This window comes from Niallia sp. FSL R7-0271, assembly GCF_038005785.1.
GTDB lineage: Bacteria > Bacillota > Bacilli > Bacillales > Cytobacillaceae > Niallia.
The window spans coordinates 317,383-341,911 of sequence record NZ_JBBOTZ010000002.1 but is presented as its reverse complement, the minus strand read 5'-3'; the positions used below and the strand labels follow the sequence as shown (position 1 = coordinate 341,911).

Below are 24,529 nucleotides of genomic sequence, written 5' to 3'. Positions count from 1 at the left end.
TAAATCTGTTTCTATAAGATTACTTAGCTACATAAAGCTTCTTTTACATCTTCAGCGTTTTTAGACTGTAGCATCTTCTCGATTACTTCGTCATTTCCTAGCTTTCTAGCAAATAATGATAGTAATTTCAGATGATTTTGTGCTCCATCATCATTTCCAACCGCAAACAGAATTATTCCCTTTACGCCCTTACCATCGAGAGTTTCCCAAGCAATTTCTTCTTGAGTAATCCCAATCGCTACTCCTATCTTTTCTACAGAATCACTTTTTCCATGAGGAATAGCAATATAATTTCCGATTCCAGTTTGTCCTATCGCTTCCCTAGCATAGATATCCTTTGTAAACTCTTCAATATCTTTGATGTATCCGTTTTCAAGCAAGACCTGAGCTAATTCCTGAATAGCTTCTTCCTTACTCTTAACACTCATGTTCGTTTTGATTGTATTTAAATCTACAATATTTTTCACTTCCATGATTATCTCTCCTTTTTTCATTATTTCTGTTGGTTGACAACCTCTGCTGCTTTTTCAATTAATTTATTTGGTGATTTAACCGCTATTTCTGTTGTAACTTGGATAATTCTTTTCCCGTCGAATCGTTCTCTTCCCGCAATCTTAACATCTGTTGCTAAAATAACGATGTCTGCTTCCGCAATTTGTTGTTGGCTCAATTCATTCTCTGTCCCGATCGTTCCTTGTGTTTCAATATGGATTTCATGGCCAGCCTTCTTACCAGCATTCTCTAATTTCTCCTGTGCGATATATGTGTGTGCAATTCCTACTGTGCAAGCTGCAACTCCTACTATTTTCATGATAATTCCTCCTAATATTTTATAATTTTATTTATAAATTCTTCTTTTTCATGACTGTTTAATAATCGGTCTAGATATTCCTCATCTGCAAGAGATCTAGTAAATAAGGCTATTCTCTTCTTCATATTAACGCTTTCATTTTTCTTTAGTAAAATTACAATCACTAGACAAATATTTTTTGTTTGGCAATCCCAAGCTTCAATTGGATTTGCTAAACGGATAAATAAAATTTGACTTTTCTCTAATTGGTCGCTTTCGATATGGGGCAACATAATATGCTCAGCAATTAATGTACTGCCCACTTTTTCTCTTTCATTTAAATGATGGATGACTTCATCCCTTGACATAGGATTATCTTGACCTACTATTTCAGCAATAAAAGCGTGTACTTCTTCTTTTGTTTGTAACTCACAATTAAAATGAATTTGATAGAGTGAATTAATTTCCATGATAAACTTCCTCTATCTTTCCCTGAAGTCTCTTCTGATCATCAATTGTAAACATCGCACTCACTAAGAGATAAGGAATTGGTACATCTTCCTTAATATGAACTGTACTCAGTATCAACTCAGCATCAGCATATTTCTCTTTTAGCATTTGAGTATTTCGTGATGCTACCACATCAACAATTTCTATCTCTGGAAATTTCTTAGAAACCTTTGCTTTTAAAAGCTCGGAAGTTCCTATTCCTGTTGTACACATAATGAGTGTTTTTATCGGACGTTGATGTTGACCCGTTTCAATTGCCTTTGCAAAATAAAGGGTGATAAACCCAATCTCATCTTCGTTTATGGCTGGTAGGTTGAATTTCTCACTCAGTAATTCCGAAACCTTCTTTACACCCATAAATACTTCTTCATACGTTACCTTAATCTGACTTAACAAACTGTTCTTAACCCGAATCTTATGCTCTAACCGGTTAAGCATCGGTTTAATATGGTTGGCTAAATCGATAAATATAGATTGACTGTCTATATCCATTCCTAAGTTAATACTCATTCCTTCCATATACTCTTTCGTTACTTGAATCACTTCTGATGAAAAAGTGGAAGTAATAGCATGAGATCCCTGCATTCTCGATGACACTAAATACTGATAAAGAAAATAGACCTCAATATCAGGCAAAGGACTGTTCAAATATTTCTCGATATTATGGACAATCACTTTAGCAACCGGATACAAAATATCCCGCTCCATGTTTTCCATTTCTTCTTTAGAAATCTCATCCGCGAACATTCTAGTCGGAACTATTCTTGTTCGGCTAAGTAGTATATATAAATGTGAGAAAATGTTTACATTATACGGGTAAGGAATGGTTATATTTAAATCTTCTTCAATCTTTCTTAATTGATCTAATATAAATAACACATCATACTGATTGAAGTTAAGTTTTGGATTCCTCTTTAAATCATCAATATCGATAATATTAAAGATTTCAATAATATCTTTAATCGCTTTTCGAATATTAACTTCTTCCCCAAGTATGGCTAATGTTCGATTTTTTCTCTCTAGAACCAAATTATATTTTTTAAGCTCTTCACTCATTATTTGCTCGTCATTAAAAGTCACAGAATCTCCTACATAATAGTGACTAAATAAATGATAAACATTTATAGGTTTGGGCGAAGACAACAATAATTCTTCCATAATTCGTTTACGTCTCTCACTAGGCGTAAATTGCTTTTCTTTATCTTTATCATTATCATTACTTTTTTGAGAACTAATAAATTTTTCGTAATCTAGTTTATATCCTCTCCCTCTTTCAGATATGATTAAAGGGCCATCCTCGTACTCATTATTAATTTTATTTATTAAACGATATACCGTTTTTTGAGATACATTTAGTACTTCAAGGAGTTCCTTCGATGTAACATATCCTTGATTTTTGGAAAGAAACAGTAACAGTTCTTGTTCATAGTTGCTTTTAGAACTCATCTCCTTGCCTCCTTGATTTGATATTAACACACAATTTAATAAACAATTCGCTGGAAAATGACCGTTGCAACGGTCACTTTTTTCCATACATTTTATAGGGTTTATCTTTAGTGCGTCAATGGTATTGTATTTTATTGCTCTAGCAGCTTAAATTTAATGGATTTTCTATTGCTTAAATTAAGTCCTATTAAGAAGTATTCCCTATGAATGTATATCTCGATGTAGCAAAAGTAAAAAAGAGACGCTTAATGAGTTCAGTGAACTTTTAAGTGTCTCCAATAGAGAGGTATTGAGTTTTTTTTGATAACGTGCCAATTAAAGACTGAGTCGATTCAACACCTACTTCCCCCTGTTACGCGTAGTAAGATTAGATTACTTTTAATACCTCCATATTGCACTATCGCTCCCGTTAGTTTAAGTACACCTTTTCACAAACTAGTCTCCTTTTCATACATCACTTCAATAATGATATACTTAGACACATAAAAAGCACAACCTTCAATAAATTGGATAGTGTTTCTTTATAAAATAAACATACACCATGTAAAACCACTACCTAAGGGCATTGGTTTTTGTATACTTATCTTCTTTATATGAAAAAACAAGGTGCCCCCAAAAAGGTACACCTTGTTTTTTCATATAAAAGGAGGTTGATTTTTGTGGCTAGAAAAATCCTTCCCTATATCAATTTATGTAACCATATTCTAATGTGTAACGGCGTTATATAAAAATTTTATATGCATTTTTACTAGAACATTTATGACCTATTTCTAGGTAAACTCATTTTATGAATTATAGGGACAAGCATTTATTTAAAAAGACTTAAAATAGTTATACAGACATAAAGAAAGGTGTACGTGGACGTTGTACACCTTCGAGGAGGAGGGTCTACCTCATTCAGTTACGTTAACCTAATTCTATATATTATTACCCTTTTCCGATTCGGCCACGGCGCTTGTCCTTTTGTTCGTTTTATCTACTTTTCGGCGAAAGATTAAAATACTAAAAAAAAAAAGAAGATGGAACAATTCTAATGATCCTGCATAAGATATCCTGTGAAAAAGGAACCAATGAAATGCTATTTCTTTGTTTTCATTTAACACATACATCATATAAAACCACTCCTAGTGGTTTTTGCTGAATACAATAGAATGGGTTGAATTCATAGGTAAAGATCCTTCCTATAACAATTGATGTAATCTTAATTGGTTTTGTAACGAGTGCTAAAAAATTCATCGTTTATCCCTATCTAATAAATTAAGAAATCTAATTAGCTTGAACATGTCATTTATTATTTTAAATTAGTTAGTATGTATGGGACGGAGACAAAGAAAAGGACAAAAACAAGTCTCCGTTGGGTTTATCTTGATGTTAGGGTACTATATACTATGTTTTGATTATTTTTCTGGTTCAGGTATTTACCTAACTTGATTAAATTTTTTATGTAAATATAAAATTGACAACCTGCCAATTACATTATGTAAAACCACTACAAAGGCAGTGGTTTATATATATCGTCTAATAACAAAACAGAGATGTACCGAAAAATGGTACATCTCTGTTTCTTGAATACAATTGAATGGGTTGATTTCATGGCTAAAAAATCCTTCCCTATATCAGTTTATGTAATCATTTCTAATGTGTAACGGCATTTTATAAAAGGTATTTTGTTTTATCCAGTACGTTTATTAAAAAATAGCATTTATTCCTTAATTTCGTTGTCGTAAGCTTTTCTAATGTGATGCAGAGTATCGCAAGCGTAGAAGTCCTACTTTAAGTGGGAAAGTTTAGATAGGCCAGCCTTTAATGAACTACTAAAAAAGTTAAAATCTGGTGATACACTAATAGTCACTAAATTAGATTGTTTATTGTATTATCAATAAGCGCCACTGATATAGAAACCAGCAATGCCTTTTTATTAATTTTGCTGTTTTTTTCGGGAAGTTCCTCCCCATCCACATTATAGTTATAGGAATGGGATAAATACTAAGAATGCCCCAGGCATCCGCCTGAGGCATTCTTAGTATTATAACTGCTCATGAGAAACCTTAGTCTTTGTCTTTGTCATGATGATGATGCTTATTTCCTACGCTGACATTATACTTAATGTTGATTGGAATATTTAGCACCATAACGTTTAGTTTAACACCAAAAATTGTCATAAATTCACCCTTCCTATTCTTTACCTCATTTTTTGTGCTTCACTAATTAAAGTTGAAGCAAGTTTTACTTTCTATGCTATATTATGTAATTTCAAAGGACATGCCTGTGCGAATTAGCCAAAAAATCCAAAGGAAAATTAAGAGAAAACAAAAAGATACCGATTTTCTGCAAAATCGGTATCTTCCAAAGAGAAACAACTAAGAAAACACTAAGATAAACGCTTAAATACATGTGAACGCTAAGTGTTCAATTAGATAACGATAAGTAAAAAAACGTTTATTTAATAAGATTTTAAGCGTTTATTGCTTAAATTTTTTTAAAATGTTTATAACGTTAAAAATGAACGCCGTTTAAATGCGTTCATTTCCAAAATTTCCACCATCTTTTTTTCTTCAGTAGCAGCAGCTATTTCTAACCGCCTTTCCTCTAAAGCATTTTGTAATTGAGTAGTTAAAACCCGATCTCTCTGCTCAACCACATCATTAATTTTATGTTCAAATGCCTTTAGCATAGCTTCCGTTCTTCCTCAACTGCTTGCTTAACAGTCTTATGTATCAGATCCTCTAATTCACTTTTAGAAATGCGTATTTCATCCTTGTGAACGCTAAGCGTTTGAATGGCGTTTTTACTATCTAAATCCATTGATACAACAGCTTTTAACGCGTCTTCTAACACTACATTATTTGCTAACATTTCTTTAATTCACGAAACGCTTTAAAGTCGCGTTCATAGTAGATGAGCTGGTTTTTATTATTCCGTTCAAAGGAATAACACTATACTGCCACATTTCTTCCATAAGCTAAGTTTTCATGTATTACAAGAATGCTGCCACGTTAGTGCCGAAGCAATAAATAATGGATTAATGCTCCATATAGTCTAGGTGAATTTTTTACACAAATATTCATTGTGTCAAAGATGGAGACTAATCTGCGAAGTTTCCACTTTTTGCATTATATCGGATAAGCAATATTCCATAAAGAAACCTTAAAATATAGTTATATAGAAATAAAAAAGGTGTACGTGGACGTTGAACACCTTTGAGGAGGCTCTACATACAGTTGCGTTAACCTAAATTTATATTATTAGCATCATCAATTCACCAAGGCGCTTGTCCTTTTGTTCGTTTTCTTTATTTCTCGGAGTAGAATTTAAAAAAACCTGGATAGTACTATTTGTGATTTATTTTATAATATACCGATCTTTTCTTAATCCAGTTCTTTTTATTTCCGCATTAAAGTTAATATGTATTTTCGCTTTAGCATAACCATCATCCCAGGTATCTTTGTATTTCTTAAAATGCTTATAATCCTGTTCTCTCAGAAATTCTCCTAAACCAAAAACATCCGCATTAAATTCCTCTTTTGTTTTTTGAACAAATTCTTTTATTTCTTTTTCCATCTTTTTATTAATAGATTTTTCTAATCCCTCAAAGGCGTAAGGGTCCTTGAAATTTTGAATGCAGTCCGTTCCATCTAAATTACCTATTGTTTTAATATTAATATAAAAATGAGGAATTCCATTTACCTCTTTGGCAGTAACCTTTGTTTTAGAATAAGTAATATTGTATCCAAATTTTCCATTGGTGCAATTGGATGCTATTGTTGTGCTTTTAATTTTATTTTGCACAAAAAGCATATCGCGAATTTCAAAAAACGATGCATATCCTGCAAGTTTTCCACATTTCCACCTTTTTTGGGATCACCCACTAATTTTACAGCAGGAAGTACTGGTGCTTGTCCATATGAGTTAGTAATACGAGTATAATCATTTAACTTAACATCTGGAGCTCCTCCCCACTCTTTTTGCATCGTATTTAATTGAGTGAAGAGTTTTAGTGAAGGGCTTTTTTTGTACATATTGTTCACTTTCAGGATATCACCAGCATTGGAACCTCTTGCAACTACAATAGCAAAATCATCTCTTATTTCTCTGTTTCGATCGAAAAAATCCATGAACTCTAACAATCCATCCTCTACTATTTCCTCACTAATAACTAACACTCTTGTATGGGAATAAACAGGATGAGTGGCATTAACAATATTAAATTTAGAAGTCAGCTCCCCGATATTATTCCCTTCTAACGAAGAAACAGTTGATGGGGCTAAACCGGCTGCTGTTTGGTAACTCATTTCTCTTGCTTCTGTAGTCTCAATAGTTAACTTATATTTAAACGACTCTCCTTTATCTACAGCCATCCCTGTAACAATAGAAACATCTCCTAACTCTCTTCTATCCCAACATCCCGTTAAAAGGAATATTAAACAAATAATAAAAATACATTTTAAGCACCTCATAACAATACTCCTTAAGGCTAAATAATTCACTCCTTATATTTTTTGAAGTAATTAGAAATAATATCCCTCATCCCGATAGTTTAAGTGTAATAAATCACAGCTCTTTTTTTCACTTATTACAGGAATGCTGCCTCGTTACTTTTATAAGCAAGTTTTTTTACAGGAACCAAAAAAATAGAAGAATGACATCACTCTTCTACGAAGTCAAAGTCAAACATACTTGGATCATCAAAATGTCTATCTTCATGGAATTCATAATTATTTTGTTTGCCTTTTTCATAGGCAACTTTGAAATCATTATTTAACAAAGCGACCTTCTTTTCTTCTTTAAGTATGTATGCTGAGAGTAAATAAGCTTTTGTTTGAGACATTTGCCCTAAATAGCCTTTTAGAACAACGGCAGTATATTCTATATCATTGAATTTTCTTCTGAAATGATAGTATTTTTTACTCCTATCTTTCTCTTTAATAGATAGAACATAGTCTGGATCTTCAACTAATTTCATTATTTTTTCTTCGGTAATCTCAGGATGCTTATGAATAATATGGCTATATAGTCTGTGTTGAGACAAATACACCTTGTTAAAGCCCAGATTTCTTTTGTTTGGGGTTTTAAAAATAAACCCTTTAACTTGTGAACCAGCTTTATCAAAGTAAATATCGACTAATTTTAGCTGCATTCTAACACCTCCTTAAATAAATATATAATATATTTCCAAAGATAAAAAATAATAACAAATAAAACCACCAGAGTACAATTGATATAAGACGTTTCCTGATATTAACTTATCAAGACTAAATTTAAAATATTATAGATAAAATAAGGGGGCAAACATATTAGACAGATATAATATGTTTGATCCCTTTAACAAACGCCCCCGATTGTTGAATATTATAGACCTGTTGAATTGCCCCTTAATGCTATCATTTTAATTATGTACCTAATTATCAGGCTAGTTGTTGAGAGAGATTTTAAAAAATAAAAAAGCCTATCTAGCAAGATAGCGTAACACATGCTAAGCTTTAAAGAGGTTGGTAACTCGCCTTACGTGATTTTACTTTCACACTATTTTTTGTAATATAATATTTTTCCTCTTTTGCTGAAATCGAGTGCAGTAAATATTCCTCATAAATATCACCATCTAACACCAACTGCTCCTGTTCTAAATAAGTGAGTAGCGTATGATTTGTCTGTATGATTTCATCATAAGGTCCTTGATGATACCTGTGTATCATTAATGCTTGGTGTTAAAACACATAATTTGCGAGTAGCACTTGTTACGGAAGGATCTGGCGGTATTGGACATGCCATAGTTAAAAAGTTAACTGCTATTGGATTTACTGTTGCTGTACATTACTCTGGCAATAAGGTGAAAGCAGACACTATTGTAGAAGAGGTTATAAAGCAAACGGTAAAGCAATTAGCATAGGTGGATATGTTGCAGATGAGAAGGTTATGCAAGAAGCGTTCGATGTAGTTGAAGAAAAATTTGGTGGCATTGATGTTGTGTTCAATACAGCAGTGATCATGTTACTCAGCTCAATCGCAGAGCTAAACTCAGCTGAATTATGTAAAATGCACCGTACAATCATTAGCAGAACTTTTATAATATCCCAGCAAGCGGAGCGATGTGTTCGCAAAGGTGGAGAAATTCATTTGTTCGAATTAAAAAATGATGCAATTTATGAAAAACTTCAATTAAATATAAAGCAGCAGAAAATAACGAGAACAAATATTGAATAATACCCACCATGTTTGAAAGGTGGTATTCTTCATTTATATAATAGTAGTCAAAGTAAACTCTCTCTATTTGCATATTAACTAGTAGAATAATTAAAAGCCAAGAATCATTCTTGGCTTAATAATTTAAGGTGTATACGGCTTGCTTCTTTATTACGTGTAAGACGGATCACACCATGCCCCCATCTATTCGTGTGAACTCTAAACTCAAAAGTTTTCATTTAGAGTGACATCAAAACCTGGATTGTTTGCTTCATCATCCTCTAAATAATTTAGTAAATCTTCAACAACATGCTGGTGGTTATAAAATGCTCTGTCTGCTGGTGTTAAATCATTTGCTCCATTTAGTACCTCCTGTGTAAATACTGGTGGTGAATTTAACGATGTAGCTAATTGAAAAGCAAGTTCGCTCATTTCGTTAAACGATTCATTATAAGCTTCTCCATAACCTCCAGCACTGTTACCCTTTTTAACTATGTTAAAGCTTTCTTGCAAACGCTGTTTAAGTCCTTCTTGTTCTGCTGTTAGATTAATTCTTTCTCCCAATATAATCACCTCGTAAAATATTTTATAAGTTTACTATTCCCTTAGTATCATTTATTACTCCTAATTTAGTAATCTATCTTATTTCTTTAACAGGACAGCATTCTTAAAAAGTTCTCTTATGGGACAAACGCCCCCTATTGTTTAAGTATCTTTTCACAAACTTCAAACTAACTATCATTTATTATAGGAATGCTGCTTCGGTGGTTTAAGAGTGTTCAATAGTTTGGAATATGACATAACTAATTATGACCCTATCCATTTGTACTTTGTAGCAAAGATTATTCGTTTTAGCTTTGATGTTGTCCCGATATTAACATTAAAACAGGAGCTCTCCTTTTTTAACGGAAAGCTCCTAATTGTATAATTTGTTCTATAGTTAAAAATTCATGTAAGGTTCTTGGATATTGTTTAACATGACCACTATTGATTCCAGCAATAGCTGTACCTGTTTAGACGTTTGGGGCTCCATTCCACGCATACGGAATGAAATTTTATCTAACGACTGAAGACTATCACAATAACTCTTGTCGTTCATAGATATTCCTTCAACACTAAAATAATTTAGCAAGCTAACTAAACAATGTTAAAATTCAGGTGTCAATTTCTCCTTTTCTGGGCTGAAATTATTTAGAACGGAGGATAAAAGTTATGGATCTAACAATAAGATAGAGCTCTTCCACATGAGTTGTTTCACAGATTTATCCAGATTTTATTTAATATACCTTTGCAATCAACCTGTTGTATTGAATATGATTGTACTATACAATAAGGGTTGTTTTTTTTCGTTCATATTCAACATTGACATTCAAAAATAGCATATGCCCATTATCCTATATTGCGATTCAAAAAGTATCAGCGATCACCTATGTTATGAAGAATACCTTTTTTCTTCAGGGTCCTTAATTGTTTAAAAATAGATGCTTGAGGATTGGTTTCTTCCGTTACTATTAAATTGTTTATTTTAGAATCCAAATATGAAACAACCTTCTTTGCGTTTATTCCAGGTTGTTCTTTTATACAAGTGAGGATAATATCCTCCAATTTCATTGGTCACACCTCTCCTCATCTGTTTAACTAGTTCACTTCAGTTTCAGGCTCTTCTTAATCAGATAGAATATCTATTTTCTGGATATGGTAAACCTAAATTCCCACGTAACGTATTTGATTCATATTCTTTACGGAAAATGCCTCTATCCTGTAAAATCGGAACAACTAAATCAACGAAATCCTTTAAACCTGTTGGATATTCCTGTTGTATCAATAACATATCCATCGCACCAGCTTCATACCATTCCTGAATTTGATCAGCTACTTTCTCGGCTGAACCAAAAAACAAAGGTCTTGGTATTCTATAAGCTGGCATTAAACTTTGCATTTCTTGGAATTTTTCTTCTGCTTCTGCTTCAGTACTACCGACAATCGGCGTTTGCGAAGTTGCAACAATAAAATCTTCTGTTGATCTTCCTTCCAAAACTACTTGCTTTCTGAGCTCTGCTGCAATTCCTTTAGAATATTCAAGTGAAGGACCAAATATAAAGCCACTATCTGTATATTTCGCAGAGTTTTCTAAAAAATTAGAAGAACTACCAGCCGTGAAGAGTACCGGTCTACCTTGAATCGAACGGCTAAGATTCAACGGACCATCCACTGAGAAATACTTCCCTCTATATCTTAAAGCGTGCATTTTTTGCGGATCGAGGTAAATACCATTCGCTTTATCACGTATAAATGCATCATCTTCATATGAATCCCATAGACCTAATAAAATTTCTATAAATTCTTTTTGCATAGGATATTGATCTGCTTTTGAAAAATGGGACCTGCTATAATTCACCATACCTCCTGGATTTGATGTAATGGCATTTAAACCTGCTCGTCCCTTACTAATTTTATCAAGTGAAAGGATCTGTCTCGCAGCGGTAAATGGATCAGCATACGACGTAGCGATTGTTGCTGTAAGACCTATATTTGTCGTTGCCATACTAAGTGCCGACAAAATACTGATACCCTCAAACATACTCAAGTGATGTGGAATATTCCCTGGTCCAACATGACTGACATCGAATAAAAATATTGTGTCAAACTTTCCTGCTTCTGCAATTTTTGCTTGTTTTACATAGTAATCAATATTTTCACTTGCATTGCTAGGCATATCTGGATGTCGCCACCCCATATAGTTGAACCCAACTCCTTCAATAGCAGCGCCCAGTTTTAATTTTTTTCTATTATTCATTGATAAGCCTTCTTTCTAACTACATTTAATTTATCCTTATATAAGGATTGGTGCATTCTGGAACAGCTTGTGTATGATTCCACCACCACCCCATCTCCCCTTAAGAATTATTTAGAATAACATATTTACATATTGTAAATTAACAATATGTTATTGTAAAAATCAGGTGAATGATACTGAACGATTGTTAATTCAGTATCATTCACCTTTCTGAAGATATAGACCAATTTGATTAATTACATCTTCGTTTCTCTTATAATATGTCCATTTACCAATACGTTTGGCATTAATTAAACCAACTCGATGTAGTATTGAGAGATATTGAGAGGCAGTGGATTGATTCATATTCATTTTACTAGTTATTTGACTCACACATACCCCTACCTCAACAAGATCAATCCCTTCTTGGGGTGTAAAGTGAGCTTCTGGATCTTTTAACCATTCTAGTATTTGAATACGTGACTCATTAGCTAATGCTTTAAAAATATCTAGTGGATTGTTCATGAATAGCATTATACATTATATATTTGCAATATGTCAAAATGTTAATTAGTTATAAGGAGGTTTAACTAAATCCACATCGAGGTTATCTTTAAATCTTCTCACTAACGAAGCTGTCGGATTAGTTAAATCACTCTCGGCACTCACAACACATGAGTCCGGGTGTCCGGGAATCTGAATCAGTTTAAGTTTAAGTTATCCATTATAACCAGTAGAGTAAAACAATCTGATTTTGTGATTTTTTTACCTGCCCCGTTAGTACCAGAGCAATAAAGAAGCATTAATCCCTACTGGATTAACGCCCCCGATTGTTTAAGGGAGTCCCTTCACAAAATTTTATTTGTTTTTTTAGTTGATAAATAAGGTTCAATAAACAGACATTTTATGGAGCCAAAAATAACTTTATAAAAATACAACCTATTGAGAATCAGACTCTGTATTCGAAAACAATGAATTGAGCCAATTTTGTACTTATCTCGGACTTCCCACCTTGGTTTACCAATTATTTAATACCAGTTGCTAACTCATCAACTACTTCTTGTACCGTTTGGATCCTCTTGATCGGCGTAATTCCAGTACCGACAGTGATAATACCGGCTTCACCGTTACCTTCAAGCATTCCGATACGGATTGCACTAGCACCGTTCGCAAACTTAGCAATCTCTTCACGGGATGCGCCTTGTTTGTCCATAGCCACCAGTTTTTCAGCAAATGGTGTAGGCAATGAACGGTAGTAAGCTGGCAGAGTACGGTACAACAACAAATCTGCTGCAGATGAATCAACAATTTTTTGCTTTACCGATAGTGCTGCTGGATTTTCAACAGTAGGAATAAAACGACTTCCTAAAAAGACACCTTCTGCCCCCAATTCAAAGGCACTTGCAACACCGCGAGCATCACCAATTCCACCAGCAGCAATAACCGGAATATCAAGTACATCAACTAGCATTGGGGTAATTGTAAAAGTACCAATGATACTTGATGGCAATGTTCCACCCTCATCAAATCCAGTTACAACATAAACATCAACACCCATAGCTTGGGCAGCCTTTGCATCTTCAATCGTTGGATCCAACGGACGGTAAACAATCTTAATGCCAGCTTCCTTCAATGGGTTGATAATCTTTTCATTTAGTGATCCTTCAACACCATTAAGAAGAACAACTTTCACACCTTCTTCTATAACAATTTCCAAAATTGGCCAAGTGTACGTCAAATCCCCACCAACTAGCAAAGTTGTACCAAATGGTTTATCCGTTAATTCCTTTGTCTTACGAATCTCACGACGCATACGTTCAGCAGTTTTCTCCGGAGAGACTGTAACTGTCGTTTGTCCGGCATTAGGCCCAAGAATCCCTAAACCGCCCGCATTACTCACGGCTGCAACAAATTCAGCATTCGTAATCCAGCTCATAGGTCCTTGTATAATTGGTTTTTCAATTTCAAGAATTTTTGTGACACGATTTTCCATAATTTTCATCCACTACTTTCACTATAGTTTTGACGCATTTGAAATAAAATTTTATCTAACGACTGCAATCAACCTTATCTTTCATAGATACTCCTCCAACACTAAAACAATTTAGCATGCTAACTAAACCTATGTTAAATTTCAGGTATCAAATTCTTCGTTACTTGGCTGAATTTGTCTAGAACGGAGGATAAAAGTTTTTTATGGATTTAACAATGAGATAGAACTCTTCCACATGAGCTGTTTCTCATTTCAGCTTGGCTAACTTACTAGTGCAATACTTTGGCCAGAGTATCATCAAGGCTTTTAAACATTTATTTAGGGTGCTAAATAAATGTTTAGGGTGCTAAGTAAATATTTAGGGTGCTAAGTATTTTTCGGCTTGGCTAACTTACTAGTGCAATATTTTGGCCAGAGTATCATCAAGGCTTTTAAACATTTATTTAGGGTGCTAAATAAGTGTTTAGTGTGCTAAGTAAATATTTAGGGTGCTAAGTATTTTTCGGCTTGGCTAACTTACTAGTGCAATATTTTGGCTAGAGTATCATCAAGGCTTATAAACATTTATTTAGGGTGATAAATAAGTGTTTAGTGTGCTAAATAAATATTTAGGGTGCTAAGTATTTTTATAAAGAAAGCTTAGGATAAGTTTTTCTCCATACGCTTTATTAAATCCCTTAATATTAATCGTTCTTCCGGTGATATTGAATGCAGTAATTTTTCTTGCTGCAGTCTCCATTTATATTCAACCGGTTTTTCTAATTTTTTACCTTTGTCCGTTAGATAAATTCGCATAACCCTTGCATCTTCTTCATCACGTTTACGGTATATGAAACCATTCTGCTCTAGCGATTTAACCATATTTGTCACCGTAGGCGGTTCGCATTTTAAATGTTCACATAGCTGCATTTGTGTTATTCCATCACCCAACCACAAACGCGAGAGTAAATTATCTTGGCCTACATAAAGATTAAGTTCTCTAAGACTCTCACTATAATTCCGCCGCATTTGGGAAGAAACCTTATCCAGGGACATACGAATATCACAGTCAACATTAACCTTCATAGATGAGTACCTCCTCTAGCTGAAAAATACTTAGCAAGCTAAATATATCACGGCTGTTTTTTAGTTGTCAATTTTTCTGCATTGATTGCTCTTCTTTAACTAAACTGCCCTTATAGTGCCATATGAAATTAAAACAAAAGGGCAATAATCCTTATAGGATCATAGCCTCCATTAACACAATATATAAATTTATGCCTGTTCTTCCTTTTTTGCTTTATGTAATACGTATTGAATAAAAAGAGTCCTTTGAATAATACGTTAAAATTGTTAATCTGAAATTTCTCCCCCAGGCATAGTAAAAATATCTACGCCGTTATCCCCATGCAGAACCCATCCTTCAAAATAACTACTACTATGAAACAAGTCAAAGTATAGGCCATTCTCCAATTCAATCGTAAGCAAAAATAAGTGTTCATAATATGTAATTTCCACAATTTTCTTATCTTTAATTATCTTTTTCAAGCTTAATCTAGAAAATTTATCAGGAGCTGAGATACAATCCGATTCACCGATAAATATTTCCTTTTTACTTCTTAATCTCCAAGGACATTCAACTGATAACTGGGAGTTGTTAAAAATTAATCGAAGGAAACTCATTTTTTCTGTATCAATATCAATAAGTTTTTGACCATAGAAATATGAAAATTCCACTTTACTCAAGAGGATCACCCTTTATTTAAAATTGAATTTATTGTTTTTGTTTAGATATATAAAATTCTTCCACTAACCCGGAATTTTCTTCCATAATCTTTTTTCATTTCTTATATGAATGCTGCCACTTATGTAACATAAGATAAGTTCTCTTCATTTTTACAGGAATGCAGCCCTTATTTAGATTCTTTTGAGTTCAGGAATACGTTATACAACAAAAAAGCTATCTTTATGATAGCCTTTATATATAACTAGGTATGATTTTTAAATGGGTAGCGTTCTAAAGATAAAACTAAATTCTTAAATTCATCAATATCTTTTGTTGCCCACTGATTTCTATCCATTTCGCGTATTACTTTCTTTGAAACGGATAATAACGAATCTTTGAGTTCTTTAAATAAGAATGTTCCTTTAAAACTGTCATTAAACTCATCTTCATATCTAAAATTCATTTCTACATATTCATCATCTATTTTTTTTACAAGAACTTCTGGTGGGCCATCCATAAAATCCAATTTATAAGTTGTTCCTATTTTAGAGATATCTACACCTCTAATAGATTTAATCCACCATGATAAGATGATTACCAAAAAATCATCCCATCCTTCATCAGGAAAATATCGATGATAATCAATACTAAAATATATCGTTCCAGTAATATTTTTACTTCGATTAATTTCTAATGAATCTAAATCAATATTTAGAGAAATATGCTGTACCAATTGATTCATCCTTTTTGCTTTTGATTCCTTTGTTATTCGCTAAACTGTTTCAAATTCCTTCTTTCACTATCCTGCTCTGACTGTTACATATGAAAAGGACTTTCCTAGTTAACTAAGGAAAGTCTGTTAATTTAACAAGAAATATTTATTTTTCAAATCTAACTAGCGTTTTTTCAGGTATATTAATTTGGTTAATACAAAATTATTGATTTGGAGAGTTATTTCACTCTCACGGTTATCAGCTTTTTCTCCTACCCAACAACTATACAATTCAAAAAAATCACCATTCTTTATATGATTATCCATAATTTCACATAATCTTATTAGCTTCTTTTTTGATTGTGCACAAGTTTTCTGGTTCATATATTCACTAATTTCTATTCACCAATGACTTGATACTTCATAGACAGAAGGAGTAGTAAAATGATACTTTTTTACATTTAGCAACAAAAGAAATCATATGACGATTTATACCCATTAGGTTAAGAATATATCATTAATCCATACCATTCCTAAAAATAAAAGAAAGGCGATAACAGGAATTGCTAAACTTTTAATTGCATCCAACCAGTTGTACGTCTTCCTACGTTTTCTAATTATTCGATCTGTAGTAAAAAATATTACTGCTGCTCCAAGACTAATTAAAAATAAGATTAATCCAAAAACAATATGTAAAGCTCCTGAAATTATAAACTCTGTCCTATCATCTTTCGTTTTGTTTGCAAGTGATTCTCCAACCTTATCACTAATAATTGATGTAACTACACCATAAATTAAAATTACTGGAAAACTATACATAAAATAAGCTGGAATAATAGAAATCGTTGAAAGTAAATATGTTTGGATTGTATTGATATTGATGTCACCAAAAGGATCGGGAATAATAAATCCTAATAAAATTGCAAAGATAGTACCTGAAGTTGATGCTGATATTATTTTTCGAGTTAAAATATTCATTCCCCCCTACTTTACCGACTCCCTATATTTTACCATATTATATTCTTAAGTTTTTCACTTCTTCTGCAAGCCTGCCCTGTTAGTGCCAAAGTCCAAAAAGGGGCATTAATCCTTCTTGGATTAATGCCTCCTATTGTTTAAGTGAATTTCGTCACAAACTATTCGCTTAACAATCTATTTTTATACAGGATGCTTCCCCGTTTGTTCAATAAAGAACTAATTATTTAATAAGAAAAGGGTTAATCCTTCTAGGATCAACACACCAATTAATTTAAGTAGATTCTTCAATTAACAATTAAACTTGTTTGTGTAAATGGAGATCACTACATAAATTCACTGTCGAATATGTATATATACTCTATCTGACTCTAAGTACAATCTTTCCCTTTGTATGCCCACTTTCAATGTGCCGGTGAGCCTCTACAATCTGTTCTAAAGGATAAGATTTTTCAATAACAGGTTTTATATTTTTCTTGTTCCACAATGTTGCTTAAAAAATCCAAATCTCCATCATTGGGTTTTGTAAAATGGGTCTTTGCTTTTTTGTTACCTAAAAACGAACCTATCATACTTGAAATGGTTGGGATTTAGGGGAAAATAGATGTTCAGTAATATATAAACCTTTCTCTGTTAAAGAACGTAAGCAACTGAAAAATGTTCGCTTACCAACAGCATCCAGAATAACATCGTATTTATTTCTATGATTAGTGAAATCTTCCTTAGTATAATCAAGGACATAATTGGCCCCAAGGTGCTTAACCCAGTTTAAATTGGAGGTACTACAAACTGCAGTAACTTCAGCTCCATAATATTTTGCGAGTTGAACAGCAAAGTGCCCTACACCTCCTGAAGCTCCGTAAATGAGAATTCTTTGCCCTGTCTTTATTTTTGCTACGTCTCTCAATGCCTGTAACGCAGTTTGAGCAGCACAGGGAATGGCAGCAGCTTCTTCAAATGTTATATTTTTAGGCATATGACTTAGGAAATTCTCACGGGGAGTGACATATTCAGAATGAGACCCGAAGCAACTTCCAAAAACATGATCACCCACCTTAAATTTGCGAACATTTTCACCGACAGCCTCAATAGTCCCCGCAACATCTATGCCGAGTATGGGATTTTTGGGTTTTGTTAGTCCATTATCCAACCTTGTTAGTAAATAACCCTTTCGATTACAAATAGTCTAAAGTGTTGACAGATGCACTGTGTACACGAATTAACACCCTGTCTTGTTCCTTAAAGGATGGTTGCTCGATATTAATTCTGGAATTTTTTGCAGTTTCACTTAATTTTTGAACAATCAGTACAAAAATATGACAAAAAAAAGTGGCAAACTCAATTAATAGATGCTTGCCATAGTACCCTCAACGATTTGTTCCGCCATATCACGATTTCGTGTAGTGACATTGAGAGTTCGGAGACCATAGTAACTGCATATAAATGTTCTTGATAACTCTAATGCTGATCTACCAGATGTAATCTCTTCGGACTGTATTCCTTCCTCAATCACAGAATGTAGAACACTTTCCAAACGTTCTACATGACGATTTGACCAAATTTCTACAATGGAGTCTGTTCGACCACGCTCCATCGTGGCATTAATTAAAAAACAACCTTTACTTGAATCCTCAAAGTCTTTTTCCACGGCCCATTCCAACAAACCGCGCAATCTTTCTTTTACAGGGACAGGACGTTCCAGGATAGCTGTCTGCACCTGAATCCAGTGCTCATGATAACGTTGGAGCGTTTGCTAATACAATTCATGCTTACTTCCAAACGTTATTATATAAGCTTCCTCGACCAAGCCCTGTACTGCTGTATAAATCCTCCGTGGAACATGCTGCATACCCTTTTAACCAAAAAACATTCATTGCTGCATCAAGTACCTCAGGCTTATTAAATTCACGAGGTCTTCCACTTTTACTCATGTTGTCTCCTTACATAAAAAGTAATATTAAACACAGTATATATATTTTGTACAATTAAAAATCGCTTACTCCATTTGGTGAACTCCTACTAATTGCGATTTGTTTTTTATCATTCAGCTATCCTTCATCAATTTGTTACCAAAGAACTTTCTTTCCATAATTGCTATAAAACCAAAAGACTCTCCATATTAGAGAGTCTTTTGGCTTTTCAGTTATTTTCCACATGAATAATTAATTATTTTCTACTTTGTTGACCTTATTCCAAGCTGACATAGCAAAAATTGCAATAGCTTCTCCAATACCATAAAGTCCTTTAATTAAAAACTCCATCAGATAATTTCAACTCCTTTACTATAATTCCCAACAATCGATAAAAAAGGAAACAACGAATATTCCTTTTACTACTTATACGTATTACTCACAGTTTAGTTCCTTTTAAATTTCTTATAGCTAATCTGCCAAGTTAGTGACTGAAAAAGAAGCATTAATCAATGCCCTCGTTTGATTAAGCAACCTTCTCATGTTATCTAAAAATGCACTTCAAAGCTTATACACCGTATTATTTTTTTAGACCATTTCTTAAATATTTTAAAAGCAATTGTTTCGCAGAAGTAATAGTATCATTTCTCATATTTCTCATATTTCTCATATTTCTCATGATACCTATGGTAATATCTGAATTGCTTATCTCTACATCTAATTTAATACAATTGTCTGGAATAGGGATGGAGGAGACAATTACACCTATTGCTCTATCTATTAATGTAACAAACGTCGGGATTGCCGATAACTGACTTACTGTATAACAAAAGGGCTTATTAGAAATGCTTAGAAGTTCTTTTTCTAACTTTAATTGATAAATACAGTTCTTTCCTCCAGTTACTATTGGATAATCACAGAGCTCTTTTAAACTATGTTTTCTACTGTTTTTAGCTAAAAGGTGTTCCTTTGAAACGATAAAGGCTAGCTGCTCCTCATATAAAGGTTCAAACATATATGGAAATTGTCCAGGTATTTCTGCGCATATAGCAAAGTCTACTTCGTTTTTTTCCAGAGCAGTTGCTAAAGAATTGGTATTACCTACAATAAAATTGCATGCAATATTAGGCTTTTCCTTACTAAATAGTGCTAGTATATGGGGTACTATATTTGTTATGGACTCGATTATTCCTATATTAATAGTTCCAACTTCTTCTTTTTGTATTGCTTTTGCCTGTTCAACAACAAATTTCCAATGGTTGATTAAATCATCCACTTCCTCAGCAAATATTTTTCCAGCAGGTGTTAATTCTGCTTCCCACCCTCTATGAAAAAGAACAATTCCTAATTCCTTTTCTAATCTTTTAATTTGATTCGTAATGGTTGATTGGGCATAGTGGAGCGATTCTGCAGCTTTAGAAAAGGTCCCTTCTCTTAGTATAGTTTGAAAGGTGATGAGTTCTTTTAAATCCATTTTTTTCTCCTTCATCGATAATATTGAACTAGTTTAATCAATTAATTCAATTATATAGATGAAGAAAGATAAATTACAATGATAGTAGAAACTTGAAGGAGGGAATTACATGCCATTTATTAATATTAGCTATCACGAAGAGCAATATAGTGAAACAGATTTACAATTTATAAGTACACAAATCAAGAACTCTCTAATAAAAGAATTTAATGTACCACCTGATGATTTTTTTCAAGTATTTCATTCACACAAAAATGAACAGTTCCATTTCAATACCGACTATTTAATCAATGAAAAAAGAACAAAAAAACTTTTGTATATACAAATCACTTGTGGAATAGGCAGAACTATTGAACAAAAAAAGAATTTATACAATACAATGACTGAAAGTCTTTTTCAAAACAATATTGTCACTAAAGGAAATGTTTTTATTATTCTTAATGAGACTCCATTGGAAAATTGGTCTTTTGGCATGGGCGAGGCACAAATGGTTATGAATCAGTGTTCTCCTACTACAATAACAAATGAAAATCACTTAAATAATAACCAAATAAAATCTAATATTAGCAGTGAGTTAGGAGATTTAGCTCCTGCCTTTGTAGATTTTACTGAAAATGTGCTTTTCGGTGATTTATGGATGAGGAATGACTTATCTTTGCGAGATAGAAGTCTGATTACACTTTCTTCTTTAGTTACAGCAGGTAATATAGAGCAACTACCATTTCATATCAATTTAGCAAAGGAAAACAACATCTCTGAAAATGAAATAATCGGGTTAATTACTCATCTTGCATTTTATACAGGCTGGCCAAAGGCAGCCTCGGCTCTGAACAAAACCAAAAATGTATTTTCACCACAATCTAAATGATTAGAGTGTGGTGCTTATACTCAATACGCTTTAACTATAAAATCTAATCTGGCAAGTTATTTTCAAAGCCAAAAAGGGGCATTAGTTCTTCTTGGATGAATGCCCCCTAGCAAAAGTTTTCTAGTCATCGATTTTATCATTTTGTCCCACGAGTCTAGCCCCCCAATTCCAATAAACTGAAGCAAGCAAGATAAAAAAACTCAGTGAAGCTCCTTCTTATACTCATAAAGTATTCATCAGCATTTAGATCAATAACATAGTTTTTATTTTTCATCCTCATTGTCAAATAGTTTTATAACCAAACTCTTTATACCTGGATTATTTTTTCCTATAATGATTAGATTCCTCCTCTTCGTCTGGTATAATTTACTCTTACAATATAATTTTAACTATATAGATAAGGAGAAACGTCATGAAGAAATACTTAATAGATATCCTTTTCCTTGCACTAGGAGCACTTCTTTTTGCTATCGCAGTAAATGTATTTGTCATCCCAAATGATTTAGGAGAAGGTGGGGTAACTGGGCTTACGATTATTAGTTATTATTTATTTAATTGGTCACCCAGTATTGTAAGTTTCTTGTTAAATGCTGTCATAATCGCAGTTGGACTGAAATTCTTCAGTAAACAGACTGCTATTTATACTATTATTGCTGTTTGTTTTAATTCATTGTTTTTACATATGACTGAATCATGGTCTATTCCAACTGGGGAAATTATGGTCCATGCTCTGTTTGGTGGTGTGCTTACTGGTGTGGGTCTTGGCTTAATCATCAGAGTGGGAGGCACTACTGCTGGTACTACTATACTAGCGAAAATCATCAACAAATATTTAGGCTGGAGTGTAAGCTATAGCTTATTAATTTTAGATTTAATAGTCGTGTTCTTCTCCTATTTTATTATTGGTATCGAAGGGGTTATGCTGACGGTTGTCATGCTTTATGTGGGAACGAAAACGATGGAATTCATTATTGAAGGAGCTAACCGGCAAAAAGCGGTTACTATCATTTCTGCTCATTCTAATGCTATAGCTTATGAGGTTAGCACTAGAATGGAGCGCGGGATCACCGTCATTTCTGGACATGGATATTACACGAAAGAAAATAAAGAAGTTCTGTATATAGTGATTAGCAATCAAGAGATTATTAAATTAAAGAAGATTATTAAACAAATAGATAACGAAGCTTTTATTACGATTCATGATGTCAGAGATGTCTTTGGCGAAGGATTTAGTGCGATATAAGGATAACAAAATGTTGATATGATTACACCAAAAGGATACAAGCTGTTGTTCAGCTTGTATCCTAACAAAATGTTATCTAAAAGACTATTCTTTCTTTAAAATCATGTTTTCCGTGTGATTATCCCATTCAACAATCACTTTTACCTCGGAATTTTTATTAACTTTGGCGTTTGTCGTATTAGCTTCAGCAGTATCTTCATAAACACCATTTTCCCCCAGTACTACATCACCAGCACTAAATCCACCTGCGTTTGTTTCTACTGTATACGAAAATTCCTCCATATTTTTTGCATTCTCTCCCTTATACTGGAGGGTCATATGCTGTTTTTCATTATCATCGGTTGTTTGCGTAACCTTTAATTCTGCAGTCCAATTGTCTGACTCGCCAGTGAAAGTAAAAGCATCGGAACTACTGCTGCAGCCGGATATAATCAGTAAAAAAACTAACGATAAAGCAGGCATTATCCGAATCATTATGTTCCCCCTTATAAAGCAATTTTGGTATTAATAAATACGTTCAACAAGGGTTTTAGTTTCAGAATAAGCTAGATATTCCCTAATAATCGTTAAGTTAATTTTCAAGATAAAGATGTTGCTGGACAGTCCGTTAGCCGCTCAATTCAGGCCCAGGCTGACTGCTTCTGTTCCATCTCTTATCAGCCTTTTTTCTCATTTAACATTCCAAATTATCTTGATAAAACCAGATGGCTCTTTAGGAAAATTATAAGGAGACAAGTTCTCATAACGATAGCATTCGTTAGGGTATGCTTCGTCAACCCTAAATAACTCAAGTACATCTTGTTCAAATGCAATGCCCCCCATTTTAAAATCATATTGTAAATACAAACTTTGAAGGAATTCTGTAAAGCATGGATACTCCTCTTTTTTAATACCTATTTGATCCCATTCTGGTGCATCATATTCAGCTCCATAAAACCAAAAATTAACCAAAAGCGCATTTGATGAAACCTGGTCTATTTGTAATATTGACTTTCGTTTCCTTGATAAATACACATATAAATTTAATCTTAATGAGTGTAATTTTACCAATTGTGGGTCTTCTTCATTAAAGGCATACCCACTTTCAAAAGCATTAATTATTTCATCTATATTTTGATCTACAATGTCCACCTTAACTGACAGCTTAGATAATTCATTTATTATATCTTGTATCGTTTGCTTCTTTTCTTTTTTAATTTCCAACAAGAAACTGACTTCAAGGAAAGGACCTCCTTGCAGCCATTGAGACGACTCCATTAATCATTCCTCCTACATCTGATAACTTCGATAGTCGCTGGTTTTCAAGCACTGTTTTATAGTAAAATAAGATAAAGTTTTTTCCAAATTTTTTAAAAAGAGGAGAAGAACAAATGAAACTAGGTGCATTTTCTGTAAGCTTAAACGTAAAAGACATTGCTGTATCTAAGTCCTTCTATGAAAAACTAGGGTTTCAATCATTTGGTGGTGACATAACTCAAAATTGGCTGGTTTTGAAAAATGGAAACTGCATTATTGGGTTATTTCAAGGAATGTTTGATAAAAACATCCTAACCTTTAATCCAGGCTGGAATGAAAATGCTGAAAACCTTGAAGCGTTTACAGATATTCGGGACATTCAAAAACAGCTTAAGGCGGAAGGAATAAACTTTCAGAATGAAGCAGATGAAGCAACGAATGGACCAGCACATTTTTTCATTGAAGATCCAGACGGAAATCAAATCCTTGTAGACCAGCATCGATGAAATAACTAAAACATACATAAAAAAAGCCTTGTGAAGTTAAATTGTGCTCTTTTCTAGTAAATATATATGAAATTCCCACTATATTTAGCCATAAAAAGACACCCCAAAAGTTAGATTTTAACTCTAACTTTTGGAGTGCAGCACTATGGCTTTGACGTTTAATTTATGATATTTCCATTAACATAAAGCTTGCTCAACTGCTAAT

Annotated in this window: 27 protein-coding genes and 2 pseudogenes; 5 read left to right on the top strand and 24 right to left on the bottom strand. The window is 33.3% G+C overall.

What is annotated here, in order from left to right:
• Positions 1 to 23: 23 nt before the first annotated feature.
• From MKX82_RS21700 to MKX82_RS21655, 10 genes are all read right to left on the bottom strand, one after another.
• Positions 24 to 494 carry a PTS sugar transporter subunit IIA gene (locus MKX82_RS21700; RefSeq protein WP_341080009.1) on the bottom strand — a complete coding sequence of 157 codons (471 nt, stop codon included), beginning with the start codon at positions 492 to 494 and terminating at the stop codon, positions 24 to 26.
• The gene (locus tag MKX82_RS21695; RefSeq protein ID WP_233317068.1) at positions 494 to 811 is read right to left on the bottom strand and encodes a PTS fructose transporter subunit IIB; all 318 of its coding nucleotides are present in this window, start codon (positions 809 to 811) and stop codon (positions 494 to 496) included. Before MKX82_RS21695 ends, MKX82_RS21700 begins: the two co-directional genes overlap by 1 nt.
• Positions 812 to 822: 11 nt before the next feature.
• Positions 823 to 1,260 carry a PTS sugar transporter subunit IIA gene (locus MKX82_RS21690; protein ID WP_237943470.1) on the bottom strand — a complete coding sequence of 146 codons (438 nt, stop codon included), beginning with the start codon at positions 1,258 to 1,260 and terminating at the stop codon, positions 823 to 825.
• On the bottom strand, positions 1,250 to 2,746 hold the full coding sequence (locus MKX82_RS21685; RefSeq protein ID WP_341080007.1) for a BglG family transcription antiterminator: 1,497 nt from the start codon (positions 2,744 to 2,746) through the stop codon (positions 1,250 to 1,252). Before MKX82_RS21685 ends, MKX82_RS21690 begins: the two co-directional genes overlap by 11 nt.
• 2,488 nt (positions 2,747 to 5,234) lie before the next feature.
• Positions 5,235 to 5,420 (bottom strand): hypothetical protein, encoded by a 186-nt coding sequence (locus MKX82_RS21680; protein ID WP_341080005.1) that lies wholly within the window; start codon positions 5,418 to 5,420, stop codon positions 5,235 to 5,237.
• Positions 5,414 to 5,584, bottom strand: a complete 171-nt coding sequence (locus MKX82_RS21675; RefSeq protein WP_341080004.1) for a hypothetical protein — start codon at positions 5,582 to 5,584, stop codon at positions 5,414 to 5,416. The genes MKX82_RS21680 and MKX82_RS21675 overlap by 7 nt, the downstream gene beginning before the upstream one ends.
• Before the next feature lie 504 nt (positions 5,585 to 6,088).
• The gene (locus MKX82_RS21670) at positions 6,089 to 6,535 is read right to left on the bottom strand and encodes a Ger(x)C family spore germination C-terminal domain-containing protein (RefSeq protein ID WP_341080003.1); all 447 of its coding nucleotides are present in this window, start codon (positions 6,533 to 6,535) and stop codon (positions 6,089 to 6,091) included.
• Entirely contained in the window at positions 6,505 to 7,233 is a 729-nt protein-coding gene (locus tag MKX82_RS21665; protein ID WP_341080002.1) for a Ger(x)C family spore germination protein, read from the bottom strand. The genes MKX82_RS21670 and MKX82_RS21665 overlap by 31 nt, the downstream gene beginning before the upstream one ends.
• A 158-nt stretch (positions 7,234 to 7,391) precedes the next feature.
• Positions 7,392 to 7,883, bottom strand: coding sequence for a hypothetical protein (locus MKX82_RS21660; RefSeq protein ID WP_341080000.1), 492 nt, complete (start codon positions 7,881 to 7,883; stop codon positions 7,392 to 7,394).
• 343 nt (positions 7,884 to 8,226) lie between these two features.
• A complete protein-coding gene (locus tag MKX82_RS21655) occupies positions 8,227 to 8,439 on the bottom strand; it encodes a hypothetical protein (RefSeq protein WP_341079998.1) in 213 nt (70 codons plus the stop codon).
• Between the two features lie 2 nt (positions 8,440 to 8,441).
• Here MKX82_RS21655 and MKX82_RS21650 point away from each other — a divergent pair, with 2 nt between their 5' ends.
• Together MKX82_RS21650 and MKX82_RS21645 are read left to right on the top strand one after the other, a co-directional pair.
• Entirely contained in the window at positions 8,442 to 8,633 is a 192-nt protein-coding gene (locus tag MKX82_RS21650; protein ID WP_341079996.1) for a hypothetical protein, read from the top strand.
• A gap of 26 nt (positions 8,634 to 8,659) precedes the next feature.
• Positions 8,660 to 8,947 carry a hypothetical protein gene (locus MKX82_RS21645; protein WP_341079995.1) on the top strand — a complete coding sequence of 96 codons (288 nt, stop codon included), beginning with the start codon at positions 8,660 to 8,662 and terminating at the stop codon, positions 8,945 to 8,947.
• A gap of 204 nt (positions 8,948 to 9,151) precedes the next feature.
• On the opposite strand, the gene MKX82_RS21640 is transcribed toward MKX82_RS21645, so the two are convergent.
• The 12 genes and pseudogenes from MKX82_RS21640 to MKX82_RS21585 all read right to left on the bottom strand — a co-directional run bounded on the left by MKX82_RS21640 (position 9,152) and on the right by MKX82_RS21585 (position 20,471).
• Positions 9,152 to 9,490, bottom strand: coding sequence for a hypothetical protein (locus tag MKX82_RS21640; RefSeq protein WP_233317058.1), 339 nt, complete (start codon positions 9,488 to 9,490; stop codon positions 9,152 to 9,154).
• A gap of 852 nt (positions 9,491 to 10,342) precedes the next feature.
• The gene (locus MKX82_RS21635) at positions 10,343 to 10,537 is read right to left on the bottom strand and encodes a hypothetical protein (protein WP_341079993.1); all 195 of its coding nucleotides are present in this window, start codon (positions 10,535 to 10,537) and stop codon (positions 10,343 to 10,345) included.
• A gap of 58 nt (positions 10,538 to 10,595) precedes the next feature.
• Positions 10,596 to 11,723, bottom strand: coding sequence for an NtaA/DmoA family FMN-dependent monooxygenase (locus MKX82_RS21630; RefSeq protein WP_341079992.1), 1,128 nt, complete (start codon positions 11,721 to 11,723; stop codon positions 10,596 to 10,598).
• A gap of 198 nt (positions 11,724 to 11,921) precedes the next feature.
• Complete coding sequence (locus MKX82_RS21625) at positions 11,922 to 12,227, bottom strand: ArsR/SmtB family transcription factor (RefSeq protein ID WP_341079991.1); 306 nt, start codon at positions 12,225 to 12,227, stop codon at positions 11,922 to 11,924.
• A gap of 499 nt (positions 12,228 to 12,726) precedes the next feature.
• Complete coding sequence (locus tag MKX82_RS21620; RefSeq protein ID WP_341079990.1) at positions 12,727 to 13,695, bottom strand: NAD(P)H-dependent flavin oxidoreductase; 969 nt, start codon at positions 13,693 to 13,695, stop codon at positions 12,727 to 12,729.
• 639 nt (positions 13,696 to 14,334) lie between these two features.
• Complete coding sequence (locus tag MKX82_RS21615; protein WP_341079988.1) at positions 14,335 to 14,760, bottom strand: MarR family winged helix-turn-helix transcriptional regulator; 426 nt, start codon at positions 14,758 to 14,760, stop codon at positions 14,335 to 14,337.
• Positions 14,761 to 15,027: 267 nt separating this feature from the next.
• Positions 15,028 to 15,411: a hypothetical protein gene (locus tag MKX82_RS21610; RefSeq protein ID WP_341081586.1), complete on the bottom strand. Its 384-nt coding sequence runs from the start codon at positions 15,409 to 15,411 to the stop codon at positions 15,028 to 15,030.
• Between the two features lie 251 nt (positions 15,412 to 15,662).
• Positions 15,663 to 16,142 (bottom strand): hypothetical protein, encoded by a 480-nt coding sequence (locus tag MKX82_RS21605; RefSeq protein WP_341079986.1) that lies wholly within the window; start codon positions 16,140 to 16,142, stop codon positions 15,663 to 15,665.
• A gap of 468 nt (positions 16,143 to 16,610) precedes the next feature.
• Positions 16,611 to 17,090 (bottom strand): hypothetical protein, encoded by a 480-nt coding sequence (locus MKX82_RS21600; protein ID WP_341079984.1) that lies wholly within the window; start codon positions 17,088 to 17,090, stop codon positions 16,611 to 16,613.
• Between the two features lie 358 nt (positions 17,091 to 17,448).
• A pseudogene (locus MKX82_RS21595) lies at positions 17,449 to 18,237 on the bottom strand (NAD(P)-dependent alcohol dehydrogenase).
• Between the two features lie 192 nt (positions 18,238 to 18,429).
• A pseudogene (locus MKX82_RS21590) lies at positions 18,430 to 19,018 on the bottom strand (TetR/AcrR family transcriptional regulator).
• 559 nt (positions 19,019 to 19,577) lie between these two features.
• Positions 19,578 to 20,471, bottom strand: coding sequence for a LysR family transcriptional regulator (locus MKX82_RS21585; protein ID WP_341079983.1), 894 nt, complete (start codon positions 20,469 to 20,471; stop codon positions 19,578 to 19,580).
• A 109-nt stretch (positions 20,472 to 20,580) separates the two neighbouring features.
• On the opposite strand from MKX82_RS21585, the gene MKX82_RS21580 reads away from it, so the two are divergent.
• Positions 20,581 to 21,339 carry a tautomerase family protein gene (locus MKX82_RS21580; RefSeq protein ID WP_341079981.1) on the top strand — a complete coding sequence of 253 codons (759 nt, stop codon included), beginning with the start codon at positions 20,581 to 20,583 and terminating at the stop codon, positions 21,337 to 21,339.
• A 412-nt stretch (positions 21,340 to 21,751) separates the two neighbouring features.
• On the top strand, positions 21,752 to 22,582 hold the full coding sequence (locus MKX82_RS21575) for a YitT family protein (protein ID WP_233317050.1): 831 nt from the start codon (positions 21,752 to 21,754) through the stop codon (positions 22,580 to 22,582).
• Between the two features lie 84 nt (positions 22,583 to 22,666).
• Here the strand turns inward: MKX82_RS21575 and MKX82_RS21570 are convergent, their stop codons facing one another.
• Together MKX82_RS21570 and MKX82_RS21565 are read right to left on the bottom strand one after the other, a co-directional pair.
• The gene (locus MKX82_RS21570; RefSeq protein ID WP_341079980.1) at positions 22,667 to 23,056 is read right to left on the bottom strand and encodes a hypothetical protein; all 390 of its coding nucleotides are present in this window, start codon (positions 23,054 to 23,056) and stop codon (positions 22,667 to 22,669) included.
• A 195-nt stretch (positions 23,057 to 23,251) separates the two neighbouring features.
• The gene (locus MKX82_RS21565; RefSeq protein WP_237943458.1) at positions 23,252 to 23,839 is read right to left on the bottom strand and encodes a hypothetical protein; all 588 of its coding nucleotides are present in this window, start codon (positions 23,837 to 23,839) and stop codon (positions 23,252 to 23,254) included.
• A gap of 113 nt (positions 23,840 to 23,952) precedes the next feature.
• Here MKX82_RS21565 and MKX82_RS21560 point away from each other — a divergent pair, with 113 nt between their 5' ends.
• Complete coding sequence (locus MKX82_RS21560) at positions 23,953 to 24,324, top strand: VOC family protein (RefSeq protein ID WP_233317047.1); 372 nt, start codon at positions 23,953 to 23,955, stop codon at positions 24,322 to 24,324.
• Positions 24,325 to 24,529: the final 205 nt, after the last annotated feature.

Bases quoted from the DNA above. Each gene is read 5' to 3' on its own strand.
- MKX82_RS21700 (WP_341080009.1), bottom strand. From the start codon at position 494: ATGAAAAAAGGAGAGATAATCATGGAAGTGAAAAATATTGTAGATTTA.
- MKX82_RS21695 (WP_233317068.1), bottom strand. From the start codon at position 811: ATGAAAATAGTAGGAGTTGCAGCTTGCACAGTAGGAATTGCACACACA.
- MKX82_RS21690 (WP_237943470.1), bottom strand. From the start codon at position 1,260: ATGGAAATTAATTCACTCTATCAAATTCATTTTAATTGTGAGTTACAA.
- MKX82_RS21685 (WP_341080007.1), bottom strand. From the start codon at position 2,746: ATGAGTTCTAAAAGCAACTATGAACAAGAACTGTTACTGTTTCTTTCC.
- MKX82_RS21680 (WP_341080005.1), bottom strand. From the start codon at position 5,420: ATGCTAAAGGCATTTGAACATAAAATTAATGATGTGGTTGAGCAGAGA.
- MKX82_RS21660 (WP_341080000.1), bottom strand. From the start codon at position 7,883: ATGCAGCTAAAATTAGTCGATATTTACTTTGATAAAGCTGGTTCACAA.
- MKX82_RS21655 (WP_341079998.1), bottom strand. From the start codon at position 8,439: ATGATACACAGGTATCATCAAGGACCTTATGATGAAATCATACAGACA.
- MKX82_RS21650 (WP_341079996.1), top strand. From the start codon at position 8,442: ATGCTTGGTGTTAAAACACATAATTTGCGAGTAGCACTTGTTACGGAA.
- MKX82_RS21645 (WP_341079995.1), top strand. From the start codon at position 8,660: ATGCAAGAAGCGTTCGATGTAGTTGAAGAAAAATTTGGTGGCATTGAT.
- MKX82_RS21635 (WP_341079993.1), bottom strand. From the start codon at position 10,537: ATGAAATTGGAGGATATTATCCTCACTTGTATAAAAGAACAACCTGGA.
- MKX82_RS21630 (WP_341079992.1), bottom strand. From the start codon at position 11,723: ATGAATAATAGAAAAAAATTAAAACTGGGCGCTGCTATTGAAGGAGTT.
- MKX82_RS21625 (WP_341079991.1), bottom strand. From the start codon at position 12,227: ATGAACAATCCACTAGATATTTTTAAAGCATTAGCTAATGAGTCACGT.
- MKX82_RS21620 (WP_341079990.1), bottom strand. From the start codon at position 13,695: ATGGAAAATCGTGTCACAAAAATTCTTGAAATTGAAAAACCAATTATA.
- MKX82_RS21615 (WP_341079988.1), bottom strand. From the start codon at position 14,760: ATGAAGGTTAATGTTGACTGTGATATTCGTATGTCCCTGGATAAGGTT.
- MKX82_RS21605 (WP_341079986.1), bottom strand. From the start codon at position 16,142: ATGAATCAATTGGTACAGCATATTTCTCTAAATATTGATTTAGATTCA.
- MKX82_RS21600 (WP_341079984.1), bottom strand. From the start codon at position 17,090: ATGAATATTTTAACTCGAAAAATAATATCAGCATCAACTTCAGGTACT.
- MKX82_RS21585 (WP_341079983.1), bottom strand. From the start codon at position 20,471: ATGGATTTAAAAGAACTCATCACCTTTCAAACTATACTAAGAGAAGGG.
- MKX82_RS21580 (WP_341079981.1), top strand. From the start codon at position 20,581: ATGCCATTTATTAATATTAGCTATCACGAAGAGCAATATAGTGAAACA.
- MKX82_RS21575 (WP_233317050.1), top strand. From the start codon at position 21,752: ATGAAGAAATACTTAATAGATATCCTTTTCCTTGCACTAGGAGCACTT.
- MKX82_RS21570 (WP_341079980.1), bottom strand. From the start codon at position 23,056: ATGATTCGGATAATGCCTGCTTTATCGTTAGTTTTTTTACTGATTATA.
- MKX82_RS21565 (WP_237943458.1), bottom strand. From the start codon at position 23,839: ATGGAGTCGTCTCAATGGCTGCAAGGAGGTCCTTTCCTTGAAGTCAGT.
- MKX82_RS21560 (WP_233317047.1), top strand. From the start codon at position 23,953: ATGAAACTAGGTGCATTTTCTGTAAGCTTAAACGTAAAAGACATTGCT.